General features: G+C 63.4%; 18 protein-coding genes. 3 read left to right on the top strand and 15 right to left on the bottom strand.

Annotated elements, in window-relative coordinates; all coding sequences use genetic code 11:
- Positions 1-97: 97 nt before the first annotated feature.
- The 3 genes from NR164_RS25920 to NR164_RS25910 are packed head-to-tail and all read right to left on the bottom strand — an operon-like array spanning position 98 to position 4,648.
- Entirely contained in the window at positions 98-1,513 is a 1,416-nt protein-coding gene (locus tag NR164_RS25920) for an efflux transporter outer membrane subunit (RefSeq protein ID WP_108525017.1), read from the bottom strand.
- Positions 1,506-3,476, bottom strand: coding sequence for a MacB family efflux pump subunit (locus tag NR164_RS25915; RefSeq protein WP_256823460.1), 1,971 nt, complete (start codon positions 3,474-3,476; stop codon positions 1,506-1,508). Before NR164_RS25915 ends, NR164_RS25920 begins: the two co-directional genes overlap by 8 nt.
- A complete protein-coding gene (locus NR164_RS25910; RefSeq protein WP_017847510.1) occupies positions 3,473-4,648 on the bottom strand; it encodes an efflux RND transporter periplasmic adaptor subunit in 1,176 nt (391 codons plus the stop codon). The genes NR164_RS25915 and NR164_RS25910 overlap by 4 nt, the downstream gene beginning before the upstream one ends.
- Positions 4,649-4,903: 255 nt before the next feature.
- Here NR164_RS25910 and NR164_RS25905 point away from each other — a divergent pair, with 255 nt between their 5' ends.
- Positions 4,904-5,386: a sigma-70 family RNA polymerase sigma factor gene (locus NR164_RS25905; RefSeq protein WP_017847509.1), complete on the top strand. Its 483-nt coding sequence runs from the start codon at positions 4,904-4,906 to the stop codon at positions 5,384-5,386.
- Positions 5,387-5,505: 119 nt separating this feature from the next.
- Positions 5,506-6,843 (top strand): lysine N(6)-hydroxylase/L-ornithine N(5)-oxygenase family protein, encoded by a 1,338-nt coding sequence (locus NR164_RS25900; protein WP_108525021.1) that lies wholly within the window; start codon positions 5,506-5,508, stop codon positions 6,841-6,843.
- Positions 6,844-7,352: 509 nt separating this feature from the next.
- Here NR164_RS25900 and NR164_RS25895 read toward each other — a convergent pair.
- The 7 genes from NR164_RS25895 to ctlX form a co-directional block, all read right to left on the bottom strand.
- Positions 7,353-7,850, bottom strand: coding sequence for an Lrp/AsnC family transcriptional regulator (locus NR164_RS25895; protein WP_029296543.1), 498 nt, complete (start codon positions 7,848-7,850; stop codon positions 7,353-7,355).
- A gap of 5 nt (positions 7,851-7,855) precedes the next feature.
- Positions 7,856-8,695, bottom strand: coding sequence for an ABC transporter ATP-binding protein (locus tag NR164_RS25890; protein WP_218173175.1), 840 nt, complete (start codon positions 8,693-8,695; stop codon positions 7,856-7,858).
- Between the two features lie 3 nt (positions 8,696-8,698).
- A complete protein-coding gene (locus NR164_RS25885) occupies positions 8,699-9,412 on the bottom strand; it encodes an ABC transporter permease (RefSeq protein ID WP_046382798.1) in 714 nt (237 codons plus the stop codon).
- On the bottom strand, positions 9,409-10,110 hold the full coding sequence (locus NR164_RS25880) for an ABC transporter permease (RefSeq protein WP_057005601.1): 702 nt from the start codon (positions 10,108-10,110) through the stop codon (positions 9,409-9,411). Before NR164_RS25880 ends, NR164_RS25885 begins: the two co-directional genes overlap by 4 nt.
- 106 nt (positions 10,111-10,216) lie before the next feature.
- The gene (locus tag NR164_RS25875; RefSeq protein WP_046382800.1) at positions 10,217-10,996 is read right to left on the bottom strand and encodes an ABC transporter substrate-binding protein; all 780 of its coding nucleotides are present in this window, start codon (positions 10,994-10,996) and stop codon (positions 10,217-10,219) included.
- A gap of 254 nt (positions 10,997-11,250) precedes the next feature.
- Positions 11,251-12,297 carry an ornithine cyclodeaminase gene (locus NR164_RS25870; protein WP_046382801.1) on the bottom strand — a complete coding sequence of 349 codons (1,047 nt, stop codon included), beginning with the start codon at positions 12,295-12,297 and terminating at the stop codon, positions 11,251-11,253.
- Positions 12,298-12,313: 16 nt separating this feature from the next.
- Positions 12,314-13,240: a citrulline utilization hydrolase CtlX gene (gene ctlX / locus NR164_RS25865; protein WP_193040724.1), complete on the bottom strand. Its 927-nt coding sequence runs from the start codon at positions 13,238-13,240 to the stop codon at positions 12,314-12,316.
- 251 nt (positions 13,241-13,491) lie between these two features.
- Between ctlX and NR164_RS25860 the strand changes: the two genes are divergently transcribed.
- Positions 13,492-14,385 (top strand): GNAT family acetyltransferase, encoded by an 894-nt coding sequence (locus NR164_RS25860; protein ID WP_017847504.1) that lies wholly within the window; start codon positions 13,492-13,494, stop codon positions 14,383-14,385.
- A 129-nt stretch (positions 14,386-14,514) separates the two neighbouring features.
- On the opposite strand, the gene NR164_RS25855 is transcribed toward NR164_RS25860, so the two are convergent.
- From NR164_RS25855 to NR164_RS25835, 5 genes are all read right to left on the bottom strand, one after another.
- The gene (locus tag NR164_RS25855) at positions 14,515-15,534 is read right to left on the bottom strand and encodes a branched-chain amino acid aminotransferase (RefSeq protein ID WP_017847503.1); all 1,020 of its coding nucleotides are present in this window, start codon (positions 15,532-15,534) and stop codon (positions 14,515-14,517) included.
- A 193-nt stretch (positions 15,535-15,727) separates the two neighbouring features.
- Positions 15,728-17,107, bottom strand: a complete 1,380-nt coding sequence (lpdA, locus tag NR164_RS25850) for a dihydrolipoyl dehydrogenase (protein ID WP_046487274.1) — start codon at positions 17,105-17,107, stop codon at positions 15,728-15,730.
- Between the two features lie 4 nt (positions 17,108-17,111).
- Complete coding sequence (locus NR164_RS25845) at positions 17,112-18,380, bottom strand: dihydrolipoamide acetyltransferase family protein (RefSeq protein ID WP_046487273.1); 1,269 nt, start codon at positions 18,378-18,380, stop codon at positions 17,112-17,114.
- Positions 18,381-19,439 carry an alpha-ketoacid dehydrogenase subunit beta gene (locus tag NR164_RS25840; RefSeq protein WP_017847500.1) on the bottom strand — a complete coding sequence of 353 codons (1,059 nt, stop codon included), beginning with the start codon at positions 19,437-19,439 and terminating at the stop codon, positions 18,381-18,383.
- 1 nt (position 19,440) lies between these two features.
- Entirely contained in the window at positions 19,441-20,676 is a 1,236-nt protein-coding gene (locus NR164_RS25835) for a 3-methyl-2-oxobutanoate dehydrogenase (2-methylpropanoyl-transferring) subunit alpha (protein ID WP_256823459.1), read from the bottom strand.
- Positions 20,677-20,865 lie beyond the last annotated feature (189 nt).

Raw genomic sequence — 20,865 nt, 5'->3', positions numbered from 1 at the left:
GTTGTGGCTGCTCATTCGGGACGACTTTTTTACCAAGGACCGTGGGGGGAAAAATGTAGGAGGACAAAACGGCGAGTGTACGAAAGGCGACTTTCGTTTATCGGATGTCGGATTCCCAGCCGCCGCCCAAGGCTTTGTACAAGGCGATACTGGCTTGCAGGCGCGACAAGCGCAGTTGCACATTCAGGTCCTGGGCCGTGTACAGGGTGCGCTGGCTGTCCAGCACGCTCAGCCAGTCTTCGGCGCCCGCCTGGTAGCGGCTTTCGGCGATGCGCAAGGCGTTCTGCGCCGCCTGCAGCTCTTGCGTTTGCCATTGGCGCTGCTGGTCCAGGCGCGTGATGTTGCTGAGGGCTTTTTCCACATCGGCGAAACCGTTGATGATCGCTCCGCGATAGGTCTGCAGCAGCTCGTCCTGGCGCGCGCGGGCCTTGTCCCGTTCGGCGGTTAAACGGCCGTTGTTGAAGATCGGTGCGACCAGGCCGCCCGTCAGCGTGTAATACGGGCTGCGCAGGATCTCCACGGCTTTGCCGGCGTCGGAGCCGAAGGTCGCGCCGAGCGTCACCGCAGGCAGCATGGCCGCGCGGGCGACGCGAACATCCGCTTGTGCCGCCGCCAGTTCGGCCTCGGCCTTGGCCAGGTCGGGGCGCCGGCTCAGCAGTTGGCTGGGCACGCCCGGGCCGATGCGCGGCCAGGTGAGGGCCTGGAAGGGCTCGGTGCCCAGGTCCAACGCCTGGACCGGCTGGCCGAGGAGGGCGGCGAGGGTGATCCGCGACTCTTGCGCCAGTTGTTGAATCAGCGGCAATTGCCGTTGCTGGCTGGCGACCAGGCTTTGCTGCTGGGCCAGTTCCAGGGCCGTGGCGGAACCGGCGTCGTAGCGGGTCTGCACCAGTTCCAGCACATTGCGTGCATTCGCCAGGTTCAACTCGGCGATCTGCTCGCGCTGGCGTGCGGCGAGGGTTTGCGCGTAGCGGTCGGCGACGTTGCTGAGCAGGGTCAGTTCCACGGTGGCCTGGTCCGACGCGCTGGCCCGCAGGCTGTGCAGGGCGCTGTCTCGCGCGGCCGCGCGGCCGCCCCAGAAATCCACTTCATAACTGGCGCTGAGGTTGGCGCCGAAGCTGTTGACCGTGTCATTGCTTTGCGTCGCGTCCAGGTCCGGCCCGCCCTGGCCGCGCAGTAACTTCTGATGGCTGGTGGACAGGTTGAACTTCACTTCCGGCAACAGCGGTGCGCCGGCGATCACTGCCGTGGCTTGGGCCTGGCGCACCCGTGCGACGGCGGCCGCCACGTCAAAACTGTCACGGCGCGCCTGTTCGATCAGGCGGTTCAGTTGCGGGCTGCCGAATTGCGTCCACCAGCGCTGGTTGTTGAGTTGGGCGGCGTCACGCTCGGCGTACTGCCAGGCGGTCGGTGCTGCCACGCCGCTGTCGACGGCGGGCAGGCTGGCGGCGCAGGCATTGAGCAGCAGGCACAGGCCGAGTACGCACACAGGGGGGGCGGGGGATCGTTTATTCACTGGTCAACGCCTTAACCGGATCGAGCCGGGCAGCTTTACGGGCCGGCATAAAGCCGAATACGACGCCGGTGACCAGTGCGCAGCCAAACGCGCCGAGCACCGCCACCAGGGAAAACTGCACCGCGACCTTGGCCAGCATCAGCACGCCGCCGACCAGCAGCGCCAGGCCGATACCGCACAGGCCGCCAACCACCGAGAGCATCAGCGCCTCGGTCAGGAACTGGCGCAGGATGTCGCGCTGGCGCGCGCCGGTGGCCATGCGGATACCGATTTCGCGGGTGCGTTCGCGCACGGTCATCAACATGATGTTCATCACCCCGATGCCGCCCACCAGCAGCGAAATCGCGGCGATCGAACCGAGCATCAGCGACAGCGTGTTTTGCGTGCGCGCCTCGGCCTGGATCATTGCCGCGTTGTTGGTCAGTTGGTAGTCACGCTTGCCGTTATGCAGGCGCAGCATCAGTTGGTCGATGGCGTGTTCGGCTTCCCGCACCTTGCGCGCATCGGCGGCGGCAATCACCACGTATTCGGGGTTGTACGTGCCGAACAGGCGCACGCTGGCGGCGGTGTAGGGAATGGCCACGCGGTCGTCGCTGTCTTTGTTACCGGAGCTGGAGCCCTTTTCCGCGAGCACGCCGATCACCTGGAAAGGCACGTTTTCGATGAGGATGTATTGGCCGATCGGGCTGACCTGCTTGAACAGTTTCTCGCGGATGCGGTGGCCGATCACCGCGACCGTGGCACCGGCGCGCTCGTCGGCTTCGGTGAAGTAACTGCCCTCGACCACCGGCCAGTTGAAGATCTGCGGAAAGTTGACGTCGTTGCCGCCCACATAGGCCAGGTAATCCAGGTTGCCGTAACGGATGCCGGCGTCGCTGCCGTTGACCGGCATGATCCGCTTGATCTGCGGCAGCGTCGCCAATGCCGCGACATCGTTGAGAGTCACGATGCCCAGCGGCGTGCGCGGGTTGGGCGAAGAGCCGCTGAGGTAGAGGATGTTGGAGCCGAATGCGCCCATCTGTGCCATGACCTGGCGCTTGCTGCCTTCACCCACCGCCAGCATCACCACCACCGAGGCCACGCCGATGATGATCCCGAGCAGGGTCAGGGCGGTGCGGAAGCGGTTGATCCACATCACGCGCCAGGCGGCCTGCACTGCGTCGAGCAGTTCGGCCTTCCACGCGCCGTTGTGCTCGGTGCCTTCGGCCAGGCGCTGGCGCAGGTCGACGGCTTGCAGCGCCGCGCTGTCGGCGCTGGCCGGGCGGTGGCGGGTGCTGTCCGCCGAGTCGCTGATGATCAGGCCGTCGCGAATTTCGATGATGCGGTTGGCCCGCGCCGCCACGTCGCGGTCGTGGGTGATCAGGATCACCACGTGGCCCTGGCTGGCCAGTTCGTCGAGCAGGCGCATCACCTCGGCGCCGCTGTGGCTGTCGAGGGCGCCGGTGGGCTCGTCGGCGAGGATGATATGCCCGCCGTTCATCAGCGCGCGGGCGATGGAGACCCGTTGCTGCTGGCCGCCGGACAGTTGATGCGGACGGTTGCCGGTGCGGTCGGCCAGGCCCAGGCGCGTGAGCAGGGCCCTGGCGCGGGCGTGGCGTTCGGCGGCGCTGATGCCGGCGTAGATCGCCGGCATTTCGACGTTTTCCTGGGCCGACGCCGACGGGATCAAGTGGTAGCCCTGGAACACAAAGCCGAAGGCTTCGCGGCGCAGCCAGGCCAGTGCGTCGCTGTCCAGGTGCGCGACGTTTTCGCCGGCGAACAGGTAGTCGCCGGCGGTGGGGCGGTCGAGGCAGCCGAGGATGTTCATCAGCGTGGATTTGCCGGAACCCGAGGCGCCGACGATGGCGACGAATTCCCCGGCATGGATCGACAGGTCGACGCCGCGCAATACGTCGACCTGCGGGCTGTCGCCGCCGCCGTAGGATTTGCGGATGTGCTTGAGTTCGATCAGGGGCGTGCTCAATTCAACCCCCCGCTGCCGTCGCCCGGCCCGATCAGCAGGTGATCGCCTTCGCTGAGGCCTTCCAACACTTCGACGCGCAGGCGGTCGCTGATGCCCAGGCGCACGACGCGCTCTTCGATGCGGCCGTTTTCCGCGACCACGCGGGCGGTCTGCCGGTCGGCGCTGGTGCTGTCTTGCAGGGCGGCGACCGGCGCGGTGAGCGCATCCTTGACCTGGCCGGCGACGAAAAACACCTGGGTGGTCATTTCGGCCATCAAGGCGTTGTCGCTGTTGTCCACGTCCAGCAGCACGGTGTACAGCACCACGCGGCCGCTGCCGCTCTTGTTCGAACTGCTGGGGCTGCCGCTGCCCTGGGTTTCGTTCAGCGGCTTGGGCGGGATCGGCAGGATCTGCCGCACGCTGCTGGTCCAGCGGCGGTTGCCGCCGCTGAGGGTGGTGAAATAGGCGGTCATACCGGGTTTGACGTGGCCGATATCGGCTTCCGAGACCTCGGCCCACACGGTCATCGGTGACAACTTGGCGATGCGCAGGATCAGCGGCGTTTGCTGCTGGGCATTGAGGGTCTGGCCGACCCGTGCGTCCACCGCCACCACGGTGCCGGTCATCGGCGCATAGATGCGCGTATAGCCCAATTCCGCCTCGTCCCTGCGCAGGCTGGCCTGGGCCTGGAGAATCTGCGCCTGGAACATGTCGACCCGCGCCTGGGTGGCGCTCAGTTCGGACTTGGCGGTTTGCACGTCCTCTTCGCGGGTCGCGTTGCCGGCGGCCAGGCGCTGCTGGCGCTGGTACTTCTGGCGCGCCAGTGCGTGCTGGGCTTTCTGCTCCTGCAATTGGGCCTTGAGGTTTTCGATGGCGTAGCGGCTGGCGTCGAGCTTGGCTTTTTGCGTCGAGGGGTCGATCTCTACCAGCAACTGGCCTTCCTGCACCTGATCGCCGGCTTCGACATGGATCTTGCGGATCTGCCCGGACGCCTGGGCGCCCACATCCACATAGCGTCGCGGTTGCAGAGTGCCCAGGGCGGTGACGCTGTTTTCAATGTTGCCGCGGGTCACGGTAACGGTGGCCAGGCTGTCGCGCCCCGGCGGCTGCAATTGCCAGGCGGCGATGCCGATAACAGGGATCAGGCACGCCACAACCAGCAGGGCGTGTCGGGCAGGTCGAGGGCGTTTCATGGGTTGGTTCCAGCCAGGAAAGTTCGGACCGCAGTTGCGGGGGGCTGACAGTTAAACGAGAGCATGGCCCGAAGATTTAGGCTGTTTCACAAGTAGTTACAGTGCTGGCGAGTAAAAAAATTGCCCGCTGAAGCAAGTCTTCTTTAAAAGTAGATGAGAATTACTATAAATTGCACTTACCCAAACTGCCATCACTCATGGGCTGTCTTTTTAAGCATTCAAGGACCTAATACCGCCGTCAGGTGGTCGGGAGTCATGTTGGAAAACTACTATCGCGAGCTGGTGTGTTTCCTCAACGCCAAGCTGGGCAACCGCCAGGTGGCCGAAGATGTGGTGCATGACGCTTATGTGCGGGTGCTGGAACGCGCCAGTGACACCCCCATCGACCAGCCCCGCGCCTTTTTGTACCGTACCGCGCTGAACCTGGTGATCGACGGCCATCGACGCAACGCCTTGCGTCAGGTCGAGCCGCTGGAGGTGCTGGACGCCGAAGAGCGCTTCGCCAACGCTTCGCCCCACGCTACCCACGATCACACTCAGCGCCTGCAGATGCTCGAACGCGCCTTGGCCGAGTTGCCGGCGGTCTGCCGCGACAGCTTCCTGCTGCGCAAGCTCGACGGCCTGTCCCACGCGCAGATTGCCGAGCGCCTGGGGATTTCCCGCAGCCTGGTGGAAAAACACATCGTCAATGCGATGAAGCACTGCCGGGTGCGGATGCGCGAGTGGGACGCACCCTGAGCGTCAAGTGGTTAAATTTTAATTCATCGTCCTCGTTTCCTATCAACACATGACCTGTTGTGCAGGTCGTGAAGGTATTCCCGCCCCACCGCCAAGGGGCTTATCCAGAGGACACTGGAATGACACAGGCAATTGCTTCGCCCGCGGTTCACGACTTGATCGGTATCGGTTTCGGCCCTTCGAACCTGGCGCTGGCCATCGCCCTGCAGGAGCGCGAAAAGACCCAGGGCAAACTGGACGTGCTGTTTCTCGACAAGCAGGCCGACTACCGTTGGCACGGCAATACCCTGGTGACCCAGAGCGAACTGCAGATTTCGTTCCTCAAGGACTTGGTGACCCTGCGCAACCCCACCAGCCCATATTCCTTCGTCAACTACCTGAAAGCCCACAACCGTCTGGTCGATTTCATCAACCTCGGCACGTTCTATCCGTGCCGCATGGAGTTCAACGACTACCTGCGCTGGGTCGCCGGGCAGTTCCAGGCCCAGAGCCGCTACGGCGAGGAAGTGCTGGCCATCGAACCGATCCTGCATCAGCAGCAGGTTGAAGCACTGCGCGTGATTTCCCGCGATGCGTTGGGTGAACAGCATGTCCGCACCACCCGTTCGGTGGTGGTCAGCGCCGGCGGCACGCCGCGCGTGCCCGACGTGTTCAAGGCGTTCAGGGATGACCCCCGCGTGTTCCACCATTCCCAGTACCTGGCGCGCATGGCCCAGCAGCCTTGCGTGCAGGGCAAGGCGATGCGTATCGCGGTGATCGGCGGCGGCCAGAGCGCGGCCGAAGCGTTCATCGATTTGAACGACGGCTTCCCGGCGGTACAAGTCGATATGATCCTCCGCGGCTCGGCGCTGAAACCGGCGGATGACAGCCCGTTCGTCAACGAAGTGTTTTCGCCGGCCTTTACCGACCTGGTGTTCCAGCAGGTCGGCGCCGAGCGTGAGCGGCTGATCGCCGAGTACCAGAACACCAACTATTCGGTGGTCGACCTGGAGTTGATCGAGCGCATCTATGGCATCTTCTATCGCCAGAAAGTCTCCGGCACCGCGCGCCAGGCCTTCCGCACCATGACCGTGGTCGAGAACGTCAGCGCTGGCCCGTTGGGCATCGAGTTGACCCTGCGCAATAACGCCAACGGCGAAACCAGCGTCAGCCATTACGACGCGGTGATCCTGGCCACCGGCTACGAGCGCCAGATGCACCGCGAGTTGCTGGCGCCGCTGCAGGCCTACATGAGCGACTTCGAAGTCAGCCGCGACTATCGCATCGTGACGGATGAGCGGTGCAAGGCCGGCATCTACATCCAGGGTTTCAGCCAGGCCAGCCATGGGTTGAGCGATACCTTGCTGTCGGTGCTGCCGATCCGGGCGGATGAGATTGCCGCATCGTTGTACGCGCATGATCGCCACCGTGGGCAGGGGCGTTCGGTGCAGGATTTGCTGCTTGCTACGGCGAGCTGATGAACGCTTGTAGCGACTTTTGGAGGCGGGGTAGAAAATGTGGGAGGGGGCTTGCCCCCGATGGCGGTGTATCAGTCAACTAATTTGTAGCTGACAGATTGCAATCGGGGGCAAGCCCCCTCCCACACTCTTGACCGTATTCGACTTCCAGGATGTGGTCGGCTATAAGGCCGCGCCCAAGAGCAGAATGAGCCCTATCTGATCCACGGAGATCCAAATGTGGGAGGGGGCTTGCCCCCGATGGCGGTGTATCAGTCAACTAATTTGTAGCTGACAGATCGCAATCGGGGGCAAGCCCCCTCCCACACTCTCGACCGCGTTCGGCTTCCAGGATGTGGTCGGCTATAAGGCCGCGGCCAAGAGCAGAATGAGCCCTATCTGATCCACGGAGATCCAAATGTGGGAGGGGGCTTGCCCCCGATGGCGGTGTATCAGTCAACTAATTTGTAGCTGACAAATTGCAATCGGGGGCAAGCCCCCTCCCACATTTGATCTTCGGTGTCTGGGGATCAGGCCAGTTCGGTGGCGGTGTTTTTGACTACCGCGAGTTCGGGGTGGGCCACCAATTTGTCGATGTGCAACTCATCGTTGTTCAACCAGGTCTCCGTCAGCACTCGGTAATGTTCCATATCCCGGCAACGCATGCGCAGGCTGTAGTCGAACGGCCCGCTGATCAACTGGCATTCGAACACCTGCGGGCAGGCTTTGACGCAGGCTTCGAAGGCCTTTTGCGCCGAGCGCCCGCTCTGGTTGGACAAGGCCACCAGCACCAGCAGCGACAGCCCCGGTGAGACCATCTGCACGTCGATGATCGCCCCGTACCCGCGGATCACCCCGCGCCGTTCGAGCTTGCGCACCCGTTCCAGACACGGCCTGGGGGTCAGATGCACCAGCGACGAGAGCTTCTCGTAGGTGATACGCCCCTGATGCCGCAGCACGTCGATGATCGCCTCATCGATGCGATCCAGCGCAGGGGAGGAATGGGGTCCGTTGGCCTTGGTATCCATGGGTTTCACTTCAAGCGGTTGGAAAGAAATTGCTGCAAGCGTTCGCTGTTGGGATGGTCGAGAATTTCGGCACCGCCTTGTTCTTCGACGCGGCCCTGGTGCAAAAACAGCACTTGGCTGGACACCTGGCGGGCAAAGCCCATTTCGTGGGTGACCATCAACATGGTACGACCTTCCTCAGCCAACGTCTGTATGACTTTGAGGACTTCTCCTACAAGCTCAGGGTCCAAGGCGGAGGTCGGTTCGTCGAACAGAATGATTTCCGGTTCCATCGCCAAGGCGCGGGCGATGGCGACGCGCTGCTGCTGGCCGCCGGACAGGAACGCCGGGTATTGATCCGCCACCCGGCCCGGCAAGCCGACCTTGTCCAGGTACAGCCGCGCACGTCGTTCCGCCTCGGCCGCACTCACGCCCAACACCCGGCGCGGGGCCATGGTGATGTTTTCCAGCACGGTCATGTGGCTCCACAGGTTGAAATGCTGGAACACCATGGCCAGGCGTGTGCGCAGGTTCTGCAGTTGCGCCTGGTGCGGTGCGCGGGTGCCGGCGCGGCCCTGGCGCATTTCGATGCTGATGCCGTCCAGGGTGATGACCCCGGCGTCCGGCTGTTCGAGAAAGTTGATGCAGCGCAGCATCGTGCTTTTGCCCGAGCCGCTGGCGCCGATCAGGCTGATCACATCGCCGTTGCGTGCGTTGAGGGAAACGCCCTTGAGCACTTCATGTTCGCCGTAGCGTTTGTGGATGCCTTCGACTTGCAGTTTGACCGCCGCCGTCGCCGCCTTGGCGATAGGGGCTGCGAGTGTATCGACGGGATAAGTGGCCAGGGCCTGCGCGGACTGATTCATGGGTTAGCCTCGGGTAGGAACAAGAAAACGCATCCAGCGACGTTCGGCCAGTCGAAACAGGCCTACCAGTGCAAAGGACAGCAGCATGTAGAGCAGCGCGGCGATACCGAAGGCCTGGAACGTCAGGAACGTCTCGGCATTCGCATCGCGGGCCACCTTGAGGATGTCGGCGACGGTGGCGGTAAACGCCAGCGACGTGGCGTGCAGCATCAGGATCATTTCATTGCTGTAGGCCGGCAGCGCACGGCGCAGCGCGGCGGGCACCACCACAAACAGATTCAGTCGCCAGCCGTGCAGGCCATATGCGCGTGCCGCTTCGATTTCGCCATGGGGAATGTTGCGGATCGCCCCGGCGAAGATTTCCACGGTGTAGGCACAGGTGTTGAGGACGAACGCCAGCAGCGTGCAGTTCAACGCGTTGCGAAAGAACTGGTTGAGCAGGGCGTTGTCCTGCACCACCTCCAGGCTGTACAGCCCGGTGTAGCAAATCAACAGTTGGATATACAGCGGCGTGCCGCGAAACAGGTAGGTGTACACCTCCACCGGCCAGCGCAGCCAGGCGTGTTCCGAGACGCGGGCGATCGCCAGGGGGATCGACAGGAAAAAACCGAACAGCACCGAGATGATGAACAACCACAGGGTCATCGCCACCCCGGACACACCCGCGCCGTCGCTGTACAGGTAGGCCAGGCCGTATTGCTGGAACAGTTCGATCATCGCGCCATCCCCTTGATGCCGAGGTTGTAGCGCCGTTCGAGGCGCTTGAAGATGCGGTTGGAGAGGGTGGTGATCACCAGGTACACCAGGCCCGCGAGGATCAGGAAGTACAGCGGCTCGTTGGTGGTCTTGCCGGCGTTCTGTGCGGCTTTGACCAGGTCGGACAGGCCGATGATCGACACCAGCGCCGTGGACTTGAGCAACACCAGCCAGTTATTGCCCAGCCCCGGCAGGGCGAAGCGCATCAACTGCGGGAACAGCACCAGGCGAAAGCGCTGCCAGCGGCTCAGGCCATAGGCGGTCGCGGCTTCCAGTTGACCGGCCGGCACGCTGAGGATCGCGCCGCGAAAGTTTTCGGTGAAATAGGCGCCGTAGATAAACCCCAGGGTGACCACCCCGGCGGTAAACGGGTCGATTTCAAAGTAGTTCCAGCCGAAGGCTTCGGTCAGGTCGTTCAGCCACAGTTGCAGGCTGTAGAAAATCAGCAGGATCAGCACCAGGTCCGGCACGCTGCGAATCAGCGTGGTGTAGAGCGTGGCCGGCACCCGCAGCAGTTTGACGCTGGAGAGTTTGGCGCCAGCGGCGATCAGGCCCAGGCCAAGGCTCAGGGCCAGTGCGAGGAACGCCAGCTTGACCGTCATCCAGGCGCCCTGGGCGAGCATCGGGCCGTAGCCCTGCAGGTTGAGGAATTCGTTCATGGGGAGATCTCTAAAGGGCGCAGACAGACCCCTGGGGGAGCGGGCTTTTGGGGGAGGGGGATTGCCCCCTCCCACACAAGTCTTCTCTCACAGGGGCGGTGTTGGCTTACTCGTTGTAGATGTCTTGATCGCCGAAGTATTTCTTCTGGATCTGGGCGTAGGTGCCATCGGCCTGTACGGCGGCGATGCCCTTGTTGATCAGCGCGCGCAGTTCCTGGTCGTTCTTGCGCAGGCCCATGGCGATGTCCAGGGGCAGCGTCGGGTCCTTGAAGGCCGGGCCGGTCTTGAAGTCGGCGCCTTCGGGCTTGGACAGGAAGTTGAGCTGGGCTTCGAGTTTGTCGGTCAGGGTGGCGTCGAGGCGGCCGTTTTGCAGGTCGGCGTAGTTCTGGTCCTGGGACTGGTACGCCTTGATCTGGGCGCCGAGCTTGGCCAGGTGCGCGCGGGCGTAGGCTTCCTGCAACGAGCCCTGCAGCACGCCGACTTGTTTACCCTTGAGGGATTCCGGCGTGTCGCCGAAGTCGGCGTTCTTGCGGGTGATCACCGAGGTGGGGCTGAGGAACAGGCGGTCGGTGAAGTCGATCTGTTTTTCCCGCGCCGGGGTCACGGCCATGGAGGACATGATCGCGTCGAACTTGCGCGCGCGCAGGGCGGGGATCATGCCGTCGAATTCGTTATGCACCCAGGTGCATTTGACTTCGAGCTTGGCGCAGATCGCGTTGCCCAGCTCAATATCGAAGCCTTGCAGGCTGCCATCGGCGGCGACGGACTCGAAGGGTGGGTATTCGGGGAATACGCCGAAGCGGATTTCTTTCCAGTCTTGGGCGTGGGCGGCGCTGGCGCACAGCGGCAATAGCAACGCAGCGAACAATGAGCGGAGTGGCGTCATGTGGAGTCCCTATATTTTGTAATTGATGTCAGGGCAGTCAAAGGAGCAGCGCGCATTCATTTGCTGACTCTTCGGTCGCGCTCAGAATGCTTCAAGGTGGTGCGTTTTTTGTGTCGTTTACCCCGTGCTCAAAGCGCGAATTGCGCTGTTAAAACAGGCAATGCAGCGGAATCGGCTGCGGCACCCGCTGAATCGGCTTTTGATCGTCGCGGTTCTGGCCTGCCCTCGGCGCAAAGCGGCAGGCCAGAGCGGTTTCAGGCGCGCTTTTTGTGCTGTACGCGCGGAGGTTGGGCCAGGCGTGCGAACAGGTCTTTCGGGTCGGCCAGGTCGGGCACCAGTTCCAGTTCGCTGCCGACGTCCAGCGCCTTGGCCACGTCCAGCACGTAGCGCAGCGCCGAATAGTCTTCGATGGCAAAACCCACCGAGTCGAACAGGGTGACCTGGCGCGCATTCTCGCGGCCGGGCGCCTGGCCGTTGATCACTTGCCACAGTTCGGTGACCGGCGAATCGGCCGGCATGTGCTGGATTTCACCTTCGATGCGGCTCTGCGGTTCGTATTCGACGATCACCCGCGCACGCTCGACGATGCGTCGGTCGAGTTCGGTCTTGCCCGGGCAATCGCCGCCCACGGCGTTGAGGTGCATGCCGGGTTCGATCATCTCGTCGGTGAGGATGGTCGCGTAGGCCTTGTCGGCGGTGACGGTGGTGACGATGTCCGCGCCTTTCACCGCTTCGGCCACGCTGGCGGCCAGGATCACCTTGATTGCCGGGAACGCCTTGAGGTTGGCCGCCAGCTTGGCGGTGGCCCTGGCGTCGATGTCGAACAGGCGGATTTCATTGATGCCCAGCAGGGTGTGGAAGGCCAGGGCCTGGAATTCGCTTTGCGAACCGTTGCCGATCAGCGCCATGCTGCGGCTGTTGTCCCGGGCCAGGTAGCGTGCGACCAGGGCCGAGGTGGCGGCGGTGCGAATCGCGGTGGTCAGGGTCATTTCCGCCAGCAGCAGCGGCCGGCCGGTGTCCACATCGCCCAAGGCGCCGAAGGCCATCACGGTGAGCATGCCGGCCAGGGTGTTTTTCGGGTGGCCGTTGACGTATTTGAAGGCATACAGCGACGCGTCGGACACCGGCATCAGTTCGATCACGCCCTCCGGCGAGTGGTTGGCCAGGCGCGCACATTTCTCGAAGTCCTGCCAGCGCAGGTAGTCGGCGCGGATGTACTCGGCCATCTCGGTGATGCAGGTTTGCAGGCCTTTTTGCGAGACCAGGTAGCTGAGGTCGTTGACGTCGATATAGCGGGTCATGGAGTGGCTCCTGTCGTTATTGGAAGGTGGCGCGGGCGGGCAGATGCACCTCCGCGAGCATGCAGCGGGCACTGCCGCCGCCGATGCGTTCGATGTTGTCGATGTTCACCACCACCGGCCGCGTGTGGCGTTCCACATGCCGGCGCTGCGCGGGTTGCAGGGCGTTCCAGGCGCTGGCGGACATCACCAGCAGCGGCTGGCCGTCGCGGTCGTGGACTTCGAGCATGTTGCCGGCGAAGGCTTCCAACTGGTCGAAATCGAGGGCGAGGATGTCCTTGCCGGTGTCGCGCAGGGAATGCTCCAGGGCCTGGCGTTCGTCGGCGTCCGGCAGGGCTTGCAGGCACACCACCGAGAGGTTGCGGCCGACGCTCATCATCACGTTGCTGTGGTAGATCGGCGCGTGGTGGCGGTCGACGGCGTGGAACACGCAGAGCTGGTAGTCGAGGCGTTCGGCGAACTGGCGCAGGGCGTCGTGGTGGGTGCGCCCGGAGTGGCAGGCGTAGCTGATCCGGTGCTGGCGGTCGAGCACCATGCTGCCGGTACCTTCGAGGAAGATGTTCTGTTGTTCGAGATGGCTGAGGTCAATGGTGTCCTTGATTGCAAAACGCTGTTCGAGGACGTGCAGCACGCCCTTGTTGCGCTCCAATCGGCGGTTCTGGCCTTCCATCGGGTAGAGCACCAGGCTGCCGTCGGCATGGCTGCTCCACCAGTTGTTGGGGAAGATTGAGTCGGGGGTGTGCGGTGCCGGGGTGTCCTGCACGACCAGGACTTCGACGCCATGCCGGCGCAGGGTGTCGACATAGCCGTCGAACTCTTCCAGCGCTTTGTGCTGTGCGTCGATTGGGTCGAGGGGCTGGCGTTGGAAACGGTTGTTGATCGCGGTGTCCGGGTTGAAGGCAAAGCGCGCCGGGCGAATCATCAGGACGGTGTTGGTGGTTTGCATGGGGGCACGAATCCATGGGTTGAGCAGTGGAGCTATTTTGTGCGGGCTGGCGGAGGAATCCCGGCTGAAACCGAGGCGGTGCTCAGCCGGGAAAGCTGAAAAGTGGGGTGTGGCAGCCGAATCGGCTGTAAGGGGTTGGAATGCGATCAAGCGGTGGCGGATAGGTTGGCTGACGGAGCGCTATCGCAGGCAAGCCAGCTCCCACATTAGTATGGGGGTGGTTGTGGTATCCGAGTCAGGAAGGAGAGTGCATGTCTATCGCCGTTCGTATTGCCCAGGCCGCCGATGCAGATGGGATCAGCCGGGTCATCCTCGCCGCCTTGCACAGCAGCAATGCGCGGGATTACCCGGCGGATGTGATCGCCCGGGTGGCGGGCAACTTCACACCCGATGCGGTGCTTGAACTGCTCCGGCGCCGGTCGGTGCTGGTGGCGGTTCAGGACGAAGTGATCGTCGCCACCGCTTCTCTTGACGGTAATGTGGTGCGCTCGGTGTTCGTCAACCCGGCGCTGCAAGGGCAGGGCATCGGTCGGCTGCTGATGATCGAAATCGAATTGCGCGCCCGCGAGGCTGGGGTGACGGTGTTGAACGTGCCGTCTTCGCTGAGCGCCGAGTCGTTCTATACCAAACTGGGCTTTCACACCGTGCGCGACGTCTACCATGGCAACGAGCGCACGTTGGTGATGGAGAAAGCGCTGTCGTCGCGCCACCCTATCGGCGTCTACCGCGACCGTCTGCACCGGGCGCAGGTGGTTACGTTGTGGCAGGACGCTTTTGGTTATGACACCGCGCACAACCTGCCGACCCTGGCGATCGATAAGAAGCTGGCGGTCAATGACGGGCTGTTCTTCGTGGCGACGGATAAGAACGTCGTGATCGGTACTGTTCTGGCGGGGTACGACGGGCATCGTGGTTGGTTGTATTCGGTGGCGGTGCGCGCCGACTATCGCCGGCAAGGGCTGGGTGCGTCGCTGGTGCGGCATGCGGAGCAGGCCTTGAGCGCCTTGGGGTGTATGAAGATCAACCTGCAGATCACCGGCGGCAATGACACGGTGGTGGGGTTCTACGAGGCGTTGGGGTACGGGGTGGAGCCGAGGATCAGCATGGGCAAGAAGATGGTGGAAAATATCCCGACTCAATCCTGAGAATGATCGCAGATCAAATGTGGGAGGGGGCTTGCCCCCGATGACGGTGGGTCAGTCGATACCTCCCGTGACTGACACTCCGCTATCGGGGGCAAGCCCCCTCCTACAGGGTATTGCGGTGTGGCGGGGTTAGACCTTGACGATCCAGCCTTCTGGCGCTTCGACGTCGCCAGATTGCACGCCGGTCAGCTCTTTATAGAGCTTCTGGGTGATCGGGCCGACTTCGGTCTCGCTGTAGAACACGTGCAGTTTGCCCTGGTACTCGATGCCGCCGATCGGCGAGATCACGGCAGCCGTCCCGCAGGCACCGGCTTCCTGGAAGATATCCAGTTGGTCGATGAACACTTCGCCTTCGACCACTTCCAGGCCCAGGCGGGTCTTGGCCAGTTCGATCAGCGACATGCGGGTGATGCCTGGCAGTACCGAAGGCGACTTCGGCGTGATGAACTTGTTGTCTCGGGTGATCCCGAAGAAGTTGGCCGAACCGACTTCCTCGATCTTCGAGTGCGTGGCCGGGTCCAGGTAGATGCTGTCGGCGAAGCCGGCTTTTTTCGCTTCGGAACCTGGCAGCAGGCTGGCGGCGTAGTTGCCACCGACCTTGGCGGCGCCGGTGCCGTGTGGCGCGGCGCGGTCGTAGCCGGAGATCTGGAAGTTGTGCGGCACCAGGCCGCCCTTGAAGTAGGCGCCGACCGGGATCGCGAACACCGAGAAGATGAACTCCGGCGCGGTACGCACGCCGATGTTGTCACCGGTGCCGATCACGAACGGGCGCAGGTACAGCGCGCCGCCGCTGCCATACGGCGGGATGAACCGCTCGTTGGCACGAACCACTTGCTTGCAGGCGTCGATGAAGGCTTCGGTCGGCACTTGCGGCATCAACAGGCGACCGCAACTGCGCTGCATGCGCGCGGCGTTCTGGTCCGGGCGGAACAGGTTGATCGAGCCGTCCTTGCAGCGATAGGCCTTGAGGCCTTCAAAGCACTGTTGGCCGTAGTGCAGGGCGGTGGAGCCCTCGCTGATGTGCAGCACGTTGTCTTCGGTCAGGGTGCCCGCTTGCCACTCGCCGTTTTTCCAGGTCTGGATAAACCGCTTGTCGGTCTTGATGTAGTCAAAACCCAGCTTGTCCCAATTGATGCTTTCGTTACCCATGACACCCTCTATCTCTGGTCAAGTCGGTTTTTTTCTGAATGAGCGCAACAATACTGCATTCTTGCTTCATGTGGGAGCGGGCTTTTGTGGGAGGGGGCTTGCCCCGATGAGGGCGCGCCAGTTGGCACATGCGTTGACTGGCCCACCGCTATCGGGGGCAAGCCCCCTCCCACAAAAGCCCGCGGGGCGTTTTTTACAGGTGGAGGGGGTGACCCAACGCCCTTAGGGCGGCTTCCTGGACGGCTTCGCCTAGGGTCGGGTGGGCGTGGATGGTGCCGGCCACGTCTTCCAGGCGTGCGCCCATTTCCAGGCTCAGCCCAAAGGCGGTGGACAGCTCGGACACGCCGACGCCAACCGCCTGCCAGCCGACAATCAGATGATTGTCACGCCGCGCCACCACCCGCACGAAGCCGCTTTTCGACTCCAGGGTCATGGCCCGGCCATTGGCCGCGAACGGGAAGCTCGACACGATGCAGTCCAGCCCCGCCGCCTTGGCCTCGTCGGGCGACTTGCCGACCACCACCAACTCCGGGTCGGTAAAGCACACGGCCGGGATCGCCGCCGGGTTGAATTCGCGGTGTTGACCGCTGATCAGTTCGGCGACCATTTCGCCCTGGGCCATGGCCCGGTGCGCGAGCATCGGCTCGCCGCTGAGGTCGCCGATGGCCCACACATTGCGCATGCTGGTCTGGCAGCGGTGGTCGATCCTGACCGCCGCGCCGTGCATCTCCAGGTCCAGCGCTTCGAGGTTCCAGCCCCGGGTGTTGGGGGTGCGACCGACGGCGACCAGCACCTGATCGGTCTCCAGCGACACGGTGTCGCCCTTCGGGTCGCGCACTTGCAGGCGGTTGTGCTCAAAGCCGGTGACGCTGTGCTTGAGGTACAGCTTCACACCCAATTGCTTGAGCGACTCGGCCACCGGCTGGGTCAGCTCGGCGTCGTAGGCCGGCAGGATACGCTCCTGCGCTTCGACCACGCTGACTTCGGCGCCCAGCTTGCGGTAGGCAATCCCCAGTTCCAGGCCGATATAACCGCCACCCACCACAATCAGGCGCTTGGGCACGCGGGTCGGCGCCAGGGCTTCGGTGGACGAGATGATCGGCCCGCCGATCGGCAGCATCGGCAGGTTGACGCTTTTCGAGCCGGTGGCCAGCAGCAGGTGTTCGCACTGGATACGCTGGCCGTCGACGTCGACGGTCTTGCCGTCCACCACCTGGGCCCACCCGTGGATGACCTGCACCTTGTGTTTCTTCAGCAGCGCGGCAACCCCGCTGGTCAGGCGGTCGACGATGGCGTCTTTCCAAGCCACGCTTTTGCGGATGTCCAGGGTCGGCACATCCACTTCGATGCCCAGTTGGGAGCCCTGGCTGTGGTGTACGGTCTGCTGGAACTGTTCGGCCACGTGGATCAAGGCCTTGGACGGGATGCAGCCGATATTCAGGCAGGTGCCGCCCAGCGCCTGGCCTTCCACGAGGATGGTCGGGATGCCCAACTGGCCGGCGCGGATCGCCGCCACATAACCGCCAGGGCCGCCGCCGATGATCAGCAGGGTGGTGTGCAATGTCTGAGTCATGCCCTTACTCCAGGAACAGGCTGGCGGGTTGTTCGAGCAGGCCGCGAATGGCCTGGATGAATTGCGCCGCGTCCATGCCGTCGACCACGCGGTGATCGAACGAGCTGGAGAGGTTCATCATCTTGCGGATCACGATCTGGCCCTTGATCACCATCGGCCGCTCGACGATGCGGTTGACGCCGACGATGGCCACTTCCGGCAGGTTCAGCACCGGCGTGCTGACGATGCCGCCCAAGGCGCCGAGGCTGGTCAGGGTGATGGTCGACCCCGACAGTTCGTCGCGGTTGGCCTTGCCAGTGCGCGCGGCGTTGGCCAAACGCGCGATTTCCTCGGCATTGCCCCACAGGCTGCGTGCTTCGGCGTGGCGCACCACCGGCACCATCAGGCCCACATCGCTCTGGGTGGCGACGCCCACATGCACCGCACCGAGGCGGGTGATGACCTGGGCTTCGTCGTCGTAACGCGCATTGATCTGTGGGAAATCGCGCAACGCCACGACCATGGCGCGCACGATGAACGGCAGCAGCGTCAGCTTGCCGCGTGTCGCACCGTGTTTTTCATTGAGGTGTACGCGCAGTTCGTCGAGGGCGGTGACGTCGATCTCTTCCACATAGCTGAAATGCGCGGCGCGCCGGGTGGCGTCCTGCATGCGCTGGGCGATTTTGCGGCGCATGCCGATCACCGGGATCTGTTCTTCGTCGTTGCGTTCGGCGTAGGGGTTGGCGGCCGTAGTTTTTTTCGCCGGACTCTGGAGCAAGTAAGCGTCCAAATCTTCGTGCAGAATCCGGCCCGCCGGACCGGACCCCTGCACCAGGCGCAGGGAAATGCCTGCATCCAGCGCATGCTTGCGCACGGCGGGGGAGGCCAGCGGACGCTCGTTGGCATCGCGGGCCACGGGGGCCTGGGGCGCGACGGACGGTTTGAGTGCCAGTGTGCTTTCTACCGCTGGGGCCGGCTTGCTTTGCGCTACCGGCGCAGGCGCCGCCTTGGCCGGTTCAGCCGTCATCGGCACGTCTTTGGTATTGCCCGCGCCTTCCACTTCGATGCTGATCAGCACACTGCCCACGGCCATGACTTCACCCGGCTCGCCGCCGAGGGCAAGTACCTTGCCGTGGACCGGCGAGGGAATGTCCACCATCGCCTTGTCGGTCATCACATCCGCCAGCACCTGGTCTTCGACGACCAGGTCGCCGACCTTCACATGCCAGGCCGAAAGTTCAACTTCTGCGATGCCTTCGCCAATGTCCGGCATCTTGATAACGTGCGTGCCCATTCAGACCTCCATGACCCGTTTCAACGCCGCGCCCACACGGGACGGCCCTGGGAAATACGCCCATTCCTGCGCGTGCGGGTAGGGGGTGTCCCAACCGGTGACGCGTTCGATCGGCGCTTCCAGGTGGTGGAAGCAATGTTCCTGCACCAGCGCCACCAGCTCGGCGCCAAAGCCGCAGGTGCGGGTGGCTTCATGCACCACCACGCAACGGCCGGTCTTTTTCACCGAGTTGACGATGGTTTCCAGGTCCAGCGGCCACAGGCTGCGCAGGTCGATGACCTCGGCGTCGATACCGGTTTCTTCGGCGGCGACTTGCGACACGTACACGGTGGTGCCGTAGGTCAGCACGGTGACGGCCGAACCCGGACGCACGATCGCGGCCACGTCCAGCGGCACGCTGTAGTAACCGTCCGGCACTTGCGCCTGCGGGTGTTTCGACCACGGCGTTACCGGGCGGTCGTGGTGGCCGTCGAACGGGCCGTTGTACAGGCGCTTGGGTTCGAGGAAGATCACCGGGTCGTCGTTTTCGATCGAGGCGATCAACAGGCCCTTGGCGTCATAGGGGTTGGACGGCATCACCGTGCGCAGGCCGCAGACCTGGGTGAACACCGCTTCGATACTCTGGCTGTGGGTCTGGCCGCCGTAGATGCCGCCGCCGCAGGGCATGCGCAGGGTCAACGGCGCGGTGAACTGGCCGGCCGAGCGATAACGCAGGCGTGCCGCTTCGGAGATGATCTGGTCGCTGGCTGGGTAGACGTAGTCGGCGAACTGGATTTCCGCCACCGGGCGCAGGCCGTAGGCGCCCATGCCCACCGCCACGCCGACGATGCCGCTTTCGGAGATCGGCGCGTCAAACACCCGCGAACTGCCGTACTTGTTCTGCAAGCCTTCGGTGCAACGGAATACGCCGCCGAAATAGCCGACGTCCTGGCCGAACACCACCACGTTGTCGTCACGCTCAAGCATCACGTCCATGGCCGAGCGAAGGGCCTGGATCATGGTCATGGTGGTGGTGGTCATGGCGGTTTCCAATTCGATGCTGTTGTTGTGATCGTTCATGTCAGACCCCCAACTCTTGACGCTGGCGCTTCAAGTGCTCCGGCATCTCTTTGTAGACGTCTTCGAACATGGTCGCGGCGCTTGGAATCTGGCCGCCGGCGAGGGTGCCGTACTGTTCGGCTGCTTTCTGCGCCTTGACCACTTCGGCCTCCAGTTCGGCACTGACCGTCGCGTGTTCCTCTTCGGACCACTGGCCGATCTTGATCAGGTGCTGCTTGAGGCGCGCAATCGGGTCGCCCAGGGGGAAGTGGCTCCAGTCGTCGGCGGGGCGGTACTTGGACGGATCATCCGACGTGGAGTGCGGGCCGGCGCGGTAGGTGACCCATTCGATCAGGGTCGGGCCGAGGTTGCGGCGCGCGCGTTCGGCGGCCCAGGCGGAAGCGGCGTACACCGCGATGAAGTCGTTGCCGTCCACGCGCAGGGAGGCGATGCCGCACCCGACGCCGCGTCCGGCGAAGGTGGTGGCTTCACCGCCGGCGATGGCCTGGAAGGTGGAGATGGCCCACTGGTTGTTGACCACGTTGAGAATCACCGGCGCGCGGTAGACGTGGGCGAAGGTGAGGGCGGTGTGGAAGTCCGATTCGGCAGTGGCGCCGTCGCCGATCCAGGCCGAGGCGATCTTGGTATCGCCCTTGATCGCCGAGGCCATGCCCCAGCCCACGGCTTGTACGAATTGGGTGGCAAGGTTGCCGGAAATGGTGAAGAAGCCAGCGTCTTTCACCGAATACATGATCGGCAGTTGCCGGCCCTTGAGCGGGTCGCGCTCGTTGGACAGCAGTTGGCAGATCAGGTCCACCAGCGGCACGTCGCGGGCCATCAGGATGCTTTGCTGACGATAGGTGGGGAAGCACATGTCGTCGATGTTCAAGGCCAGGGCCTGGGCGCTGCCGATGGCTTCTTCGCCGAGGCTCTGCATATAGAACGACATTTTTTTCTGACGTTGGGCGACCACCATGCGGTTATCGAAGATCCGCGTCTTGAGCATGGCACGCATGCCCCGGCGCAGGATCTCGACAGGCACGTCTTCAGCCCACGGACCGAGGGCCTGGCCCTGGTCGTCGAGCACGCGGATCAGGCCCTTGGCCAAATCGGCGGTGTCGGCGGGTTCTACGTCGATGCTGGGTTTGCGCACCAGGCCGGCGTCGGTCAGACGCAGGTAGGTAAAGTCAGTCTTGCAGCCTGGACGGCCCGAGGGTTCGGGAACGTGCAGGCGCAGTGGTGCATACGGCTGGTTCATGGCTTTCTACGCTCGATCTTGTGAATTTCTTGTAGTGGGCGCGCTAGCTGACCGTCATCCTCCGGGTAGGAGAAATCTTGTCCTACAACAATCATAGGCGGGGCGTAGAAGAATATTTATCTGTGTTTCGTTGCGCTCGGGCTCATTTGCGGATAAAAAAACTGCATAAACATAATAAACAGGTGATTT

It is taken from the genome of Pseudomonas sp. Pse79 (genome assembly GCF_024519615.1).
GTDB classification, from domain to species: domain Bacteria; phylum Pseudomonadota; class Gammaproteobacteria; order Pseudomonadales; family Pseudomonadaceae; genus Aquipseudomonas; species Aquipseudomonas veronii.
The sequence above is the reverse complement of the archived record's forward strand: the minus strand, read 5'-3'. Positions and strand labels throughout refer to the sequence as shown.

Excerpts from the sequence above, each read along its gene's own strand:
- NR164_RS25885 (WP_046382798.1), bottom strand. The coding sequence starts at position 9,412 with ATGATCGAACTGTTCCAGCAATACGGCCTGGCCTACCTGTACAGCGAC.
- lpdA (WP_046487274.1), bottom strand. The coding sequence starts at position 17,107 with ATGACTCAGACATTGCACACCACCCTGCTGATCATCGGCGGCGGCCCT.
- NR164_RS25860 (WP_017847504.1), top strand. The coding sequence starts at position 13,492 with ATGTCTATCGCCGTTCGTATTGCCCAGGCCGCCGATGCAGATGGGATC.
- NR164_RS25895 (WP_029296543.1), bottom strand. The coding sequence starts at position 7,850 with ATGGATACCAAGGCCAACGGACCCCATTCCTCCCCTGCGCTGGATCGC.
- NR164_RS25880 (WP_057005601.1), bottom strand. The coding sequence starts at position 10,110 with ATGAACGAATTCCTCAACCTGCAGGGCTACGGCCCGATGCTCGCCCAG.
- NR164_RS25855 (WP_017847503.1), bottom strand. The coding sequence starts at position 15,534 with ATGGGTAACGAAAGCATCAATTGGGACAAGCTGGGTTTTGACTACATC.
- NR164_RS25910 (WP_017847510.1), bottom strand. The coding sequence starts at position 4,648 with ATGAAACGCCCTCGACCTGCCCGACACGCCCTGCTGGTTGTGGCGTGC.
- NR164_RS25890 (WP_218173175.1), bottom strand. The coding sequence starts at position 8,695 with ATGAATCAGTCCGCGCAGGCCCTGGCCACTTATCCCGTCGATACACTC.
- ctlX (WP_193040724.1), bottom strand. The coding sequence starts at position 13,240 with ATGCAAACCACCAACACCGTCCTGATGATTCGCCCGGCGCGCTTTGCC.
- NR164_RS25870 (WP_046382801.1), bottom strand. The coding sequence starts at position 12,297 with ATGACCCGCTATATCGACGTCAACGACCTCAGCTACCTGGTCTCGCAA.
- NR164_RS25840 (WP_017847500.1), bottom strand. The coding sequence starts at position 19,439 with ATGAACGATCACAACAACAGCATCGAATTGGAAACCGCCATGACCACC.
- NR164_RS25835 (WP_256823459.1), bottom strand. The coding sequence starts at position 20,676 with ATGAACCAGCCGTATGCACCACTGCGCCTGCACGTTCCCGAACCCTCG.
- NR164_RS25845 (WP_046487273.1), bottom strand. The coding sequence starts at position 18,380 with ATGGGCACGCACGTTATCAAGATGCCGGACATTGGCGAAGGCATCGCA.
- NR164_RS25875 (WP_046382800.1), bottom strand. The coding sequence starts at position 10,996 with ATGACGCCACTCCGCTCATTGTTCGCTGCGTTGCTATTGCCGCTGTGC.
- NR164_RS25900 (WP_108525021.1), top strand. The coding sequence starts at position 5,506 with ATGACACAGGCAATTGCTTCGCCCGCGGTTCACGACTTGATCGGTATC.
- NR164_RS25905 (WP_017847509.1), top strand. The coding sequence starts at position 4,904 with ATGTTGGAAAACTACTATCGCGAGCTGGTGTGTTTCCTCAACGCCAAG.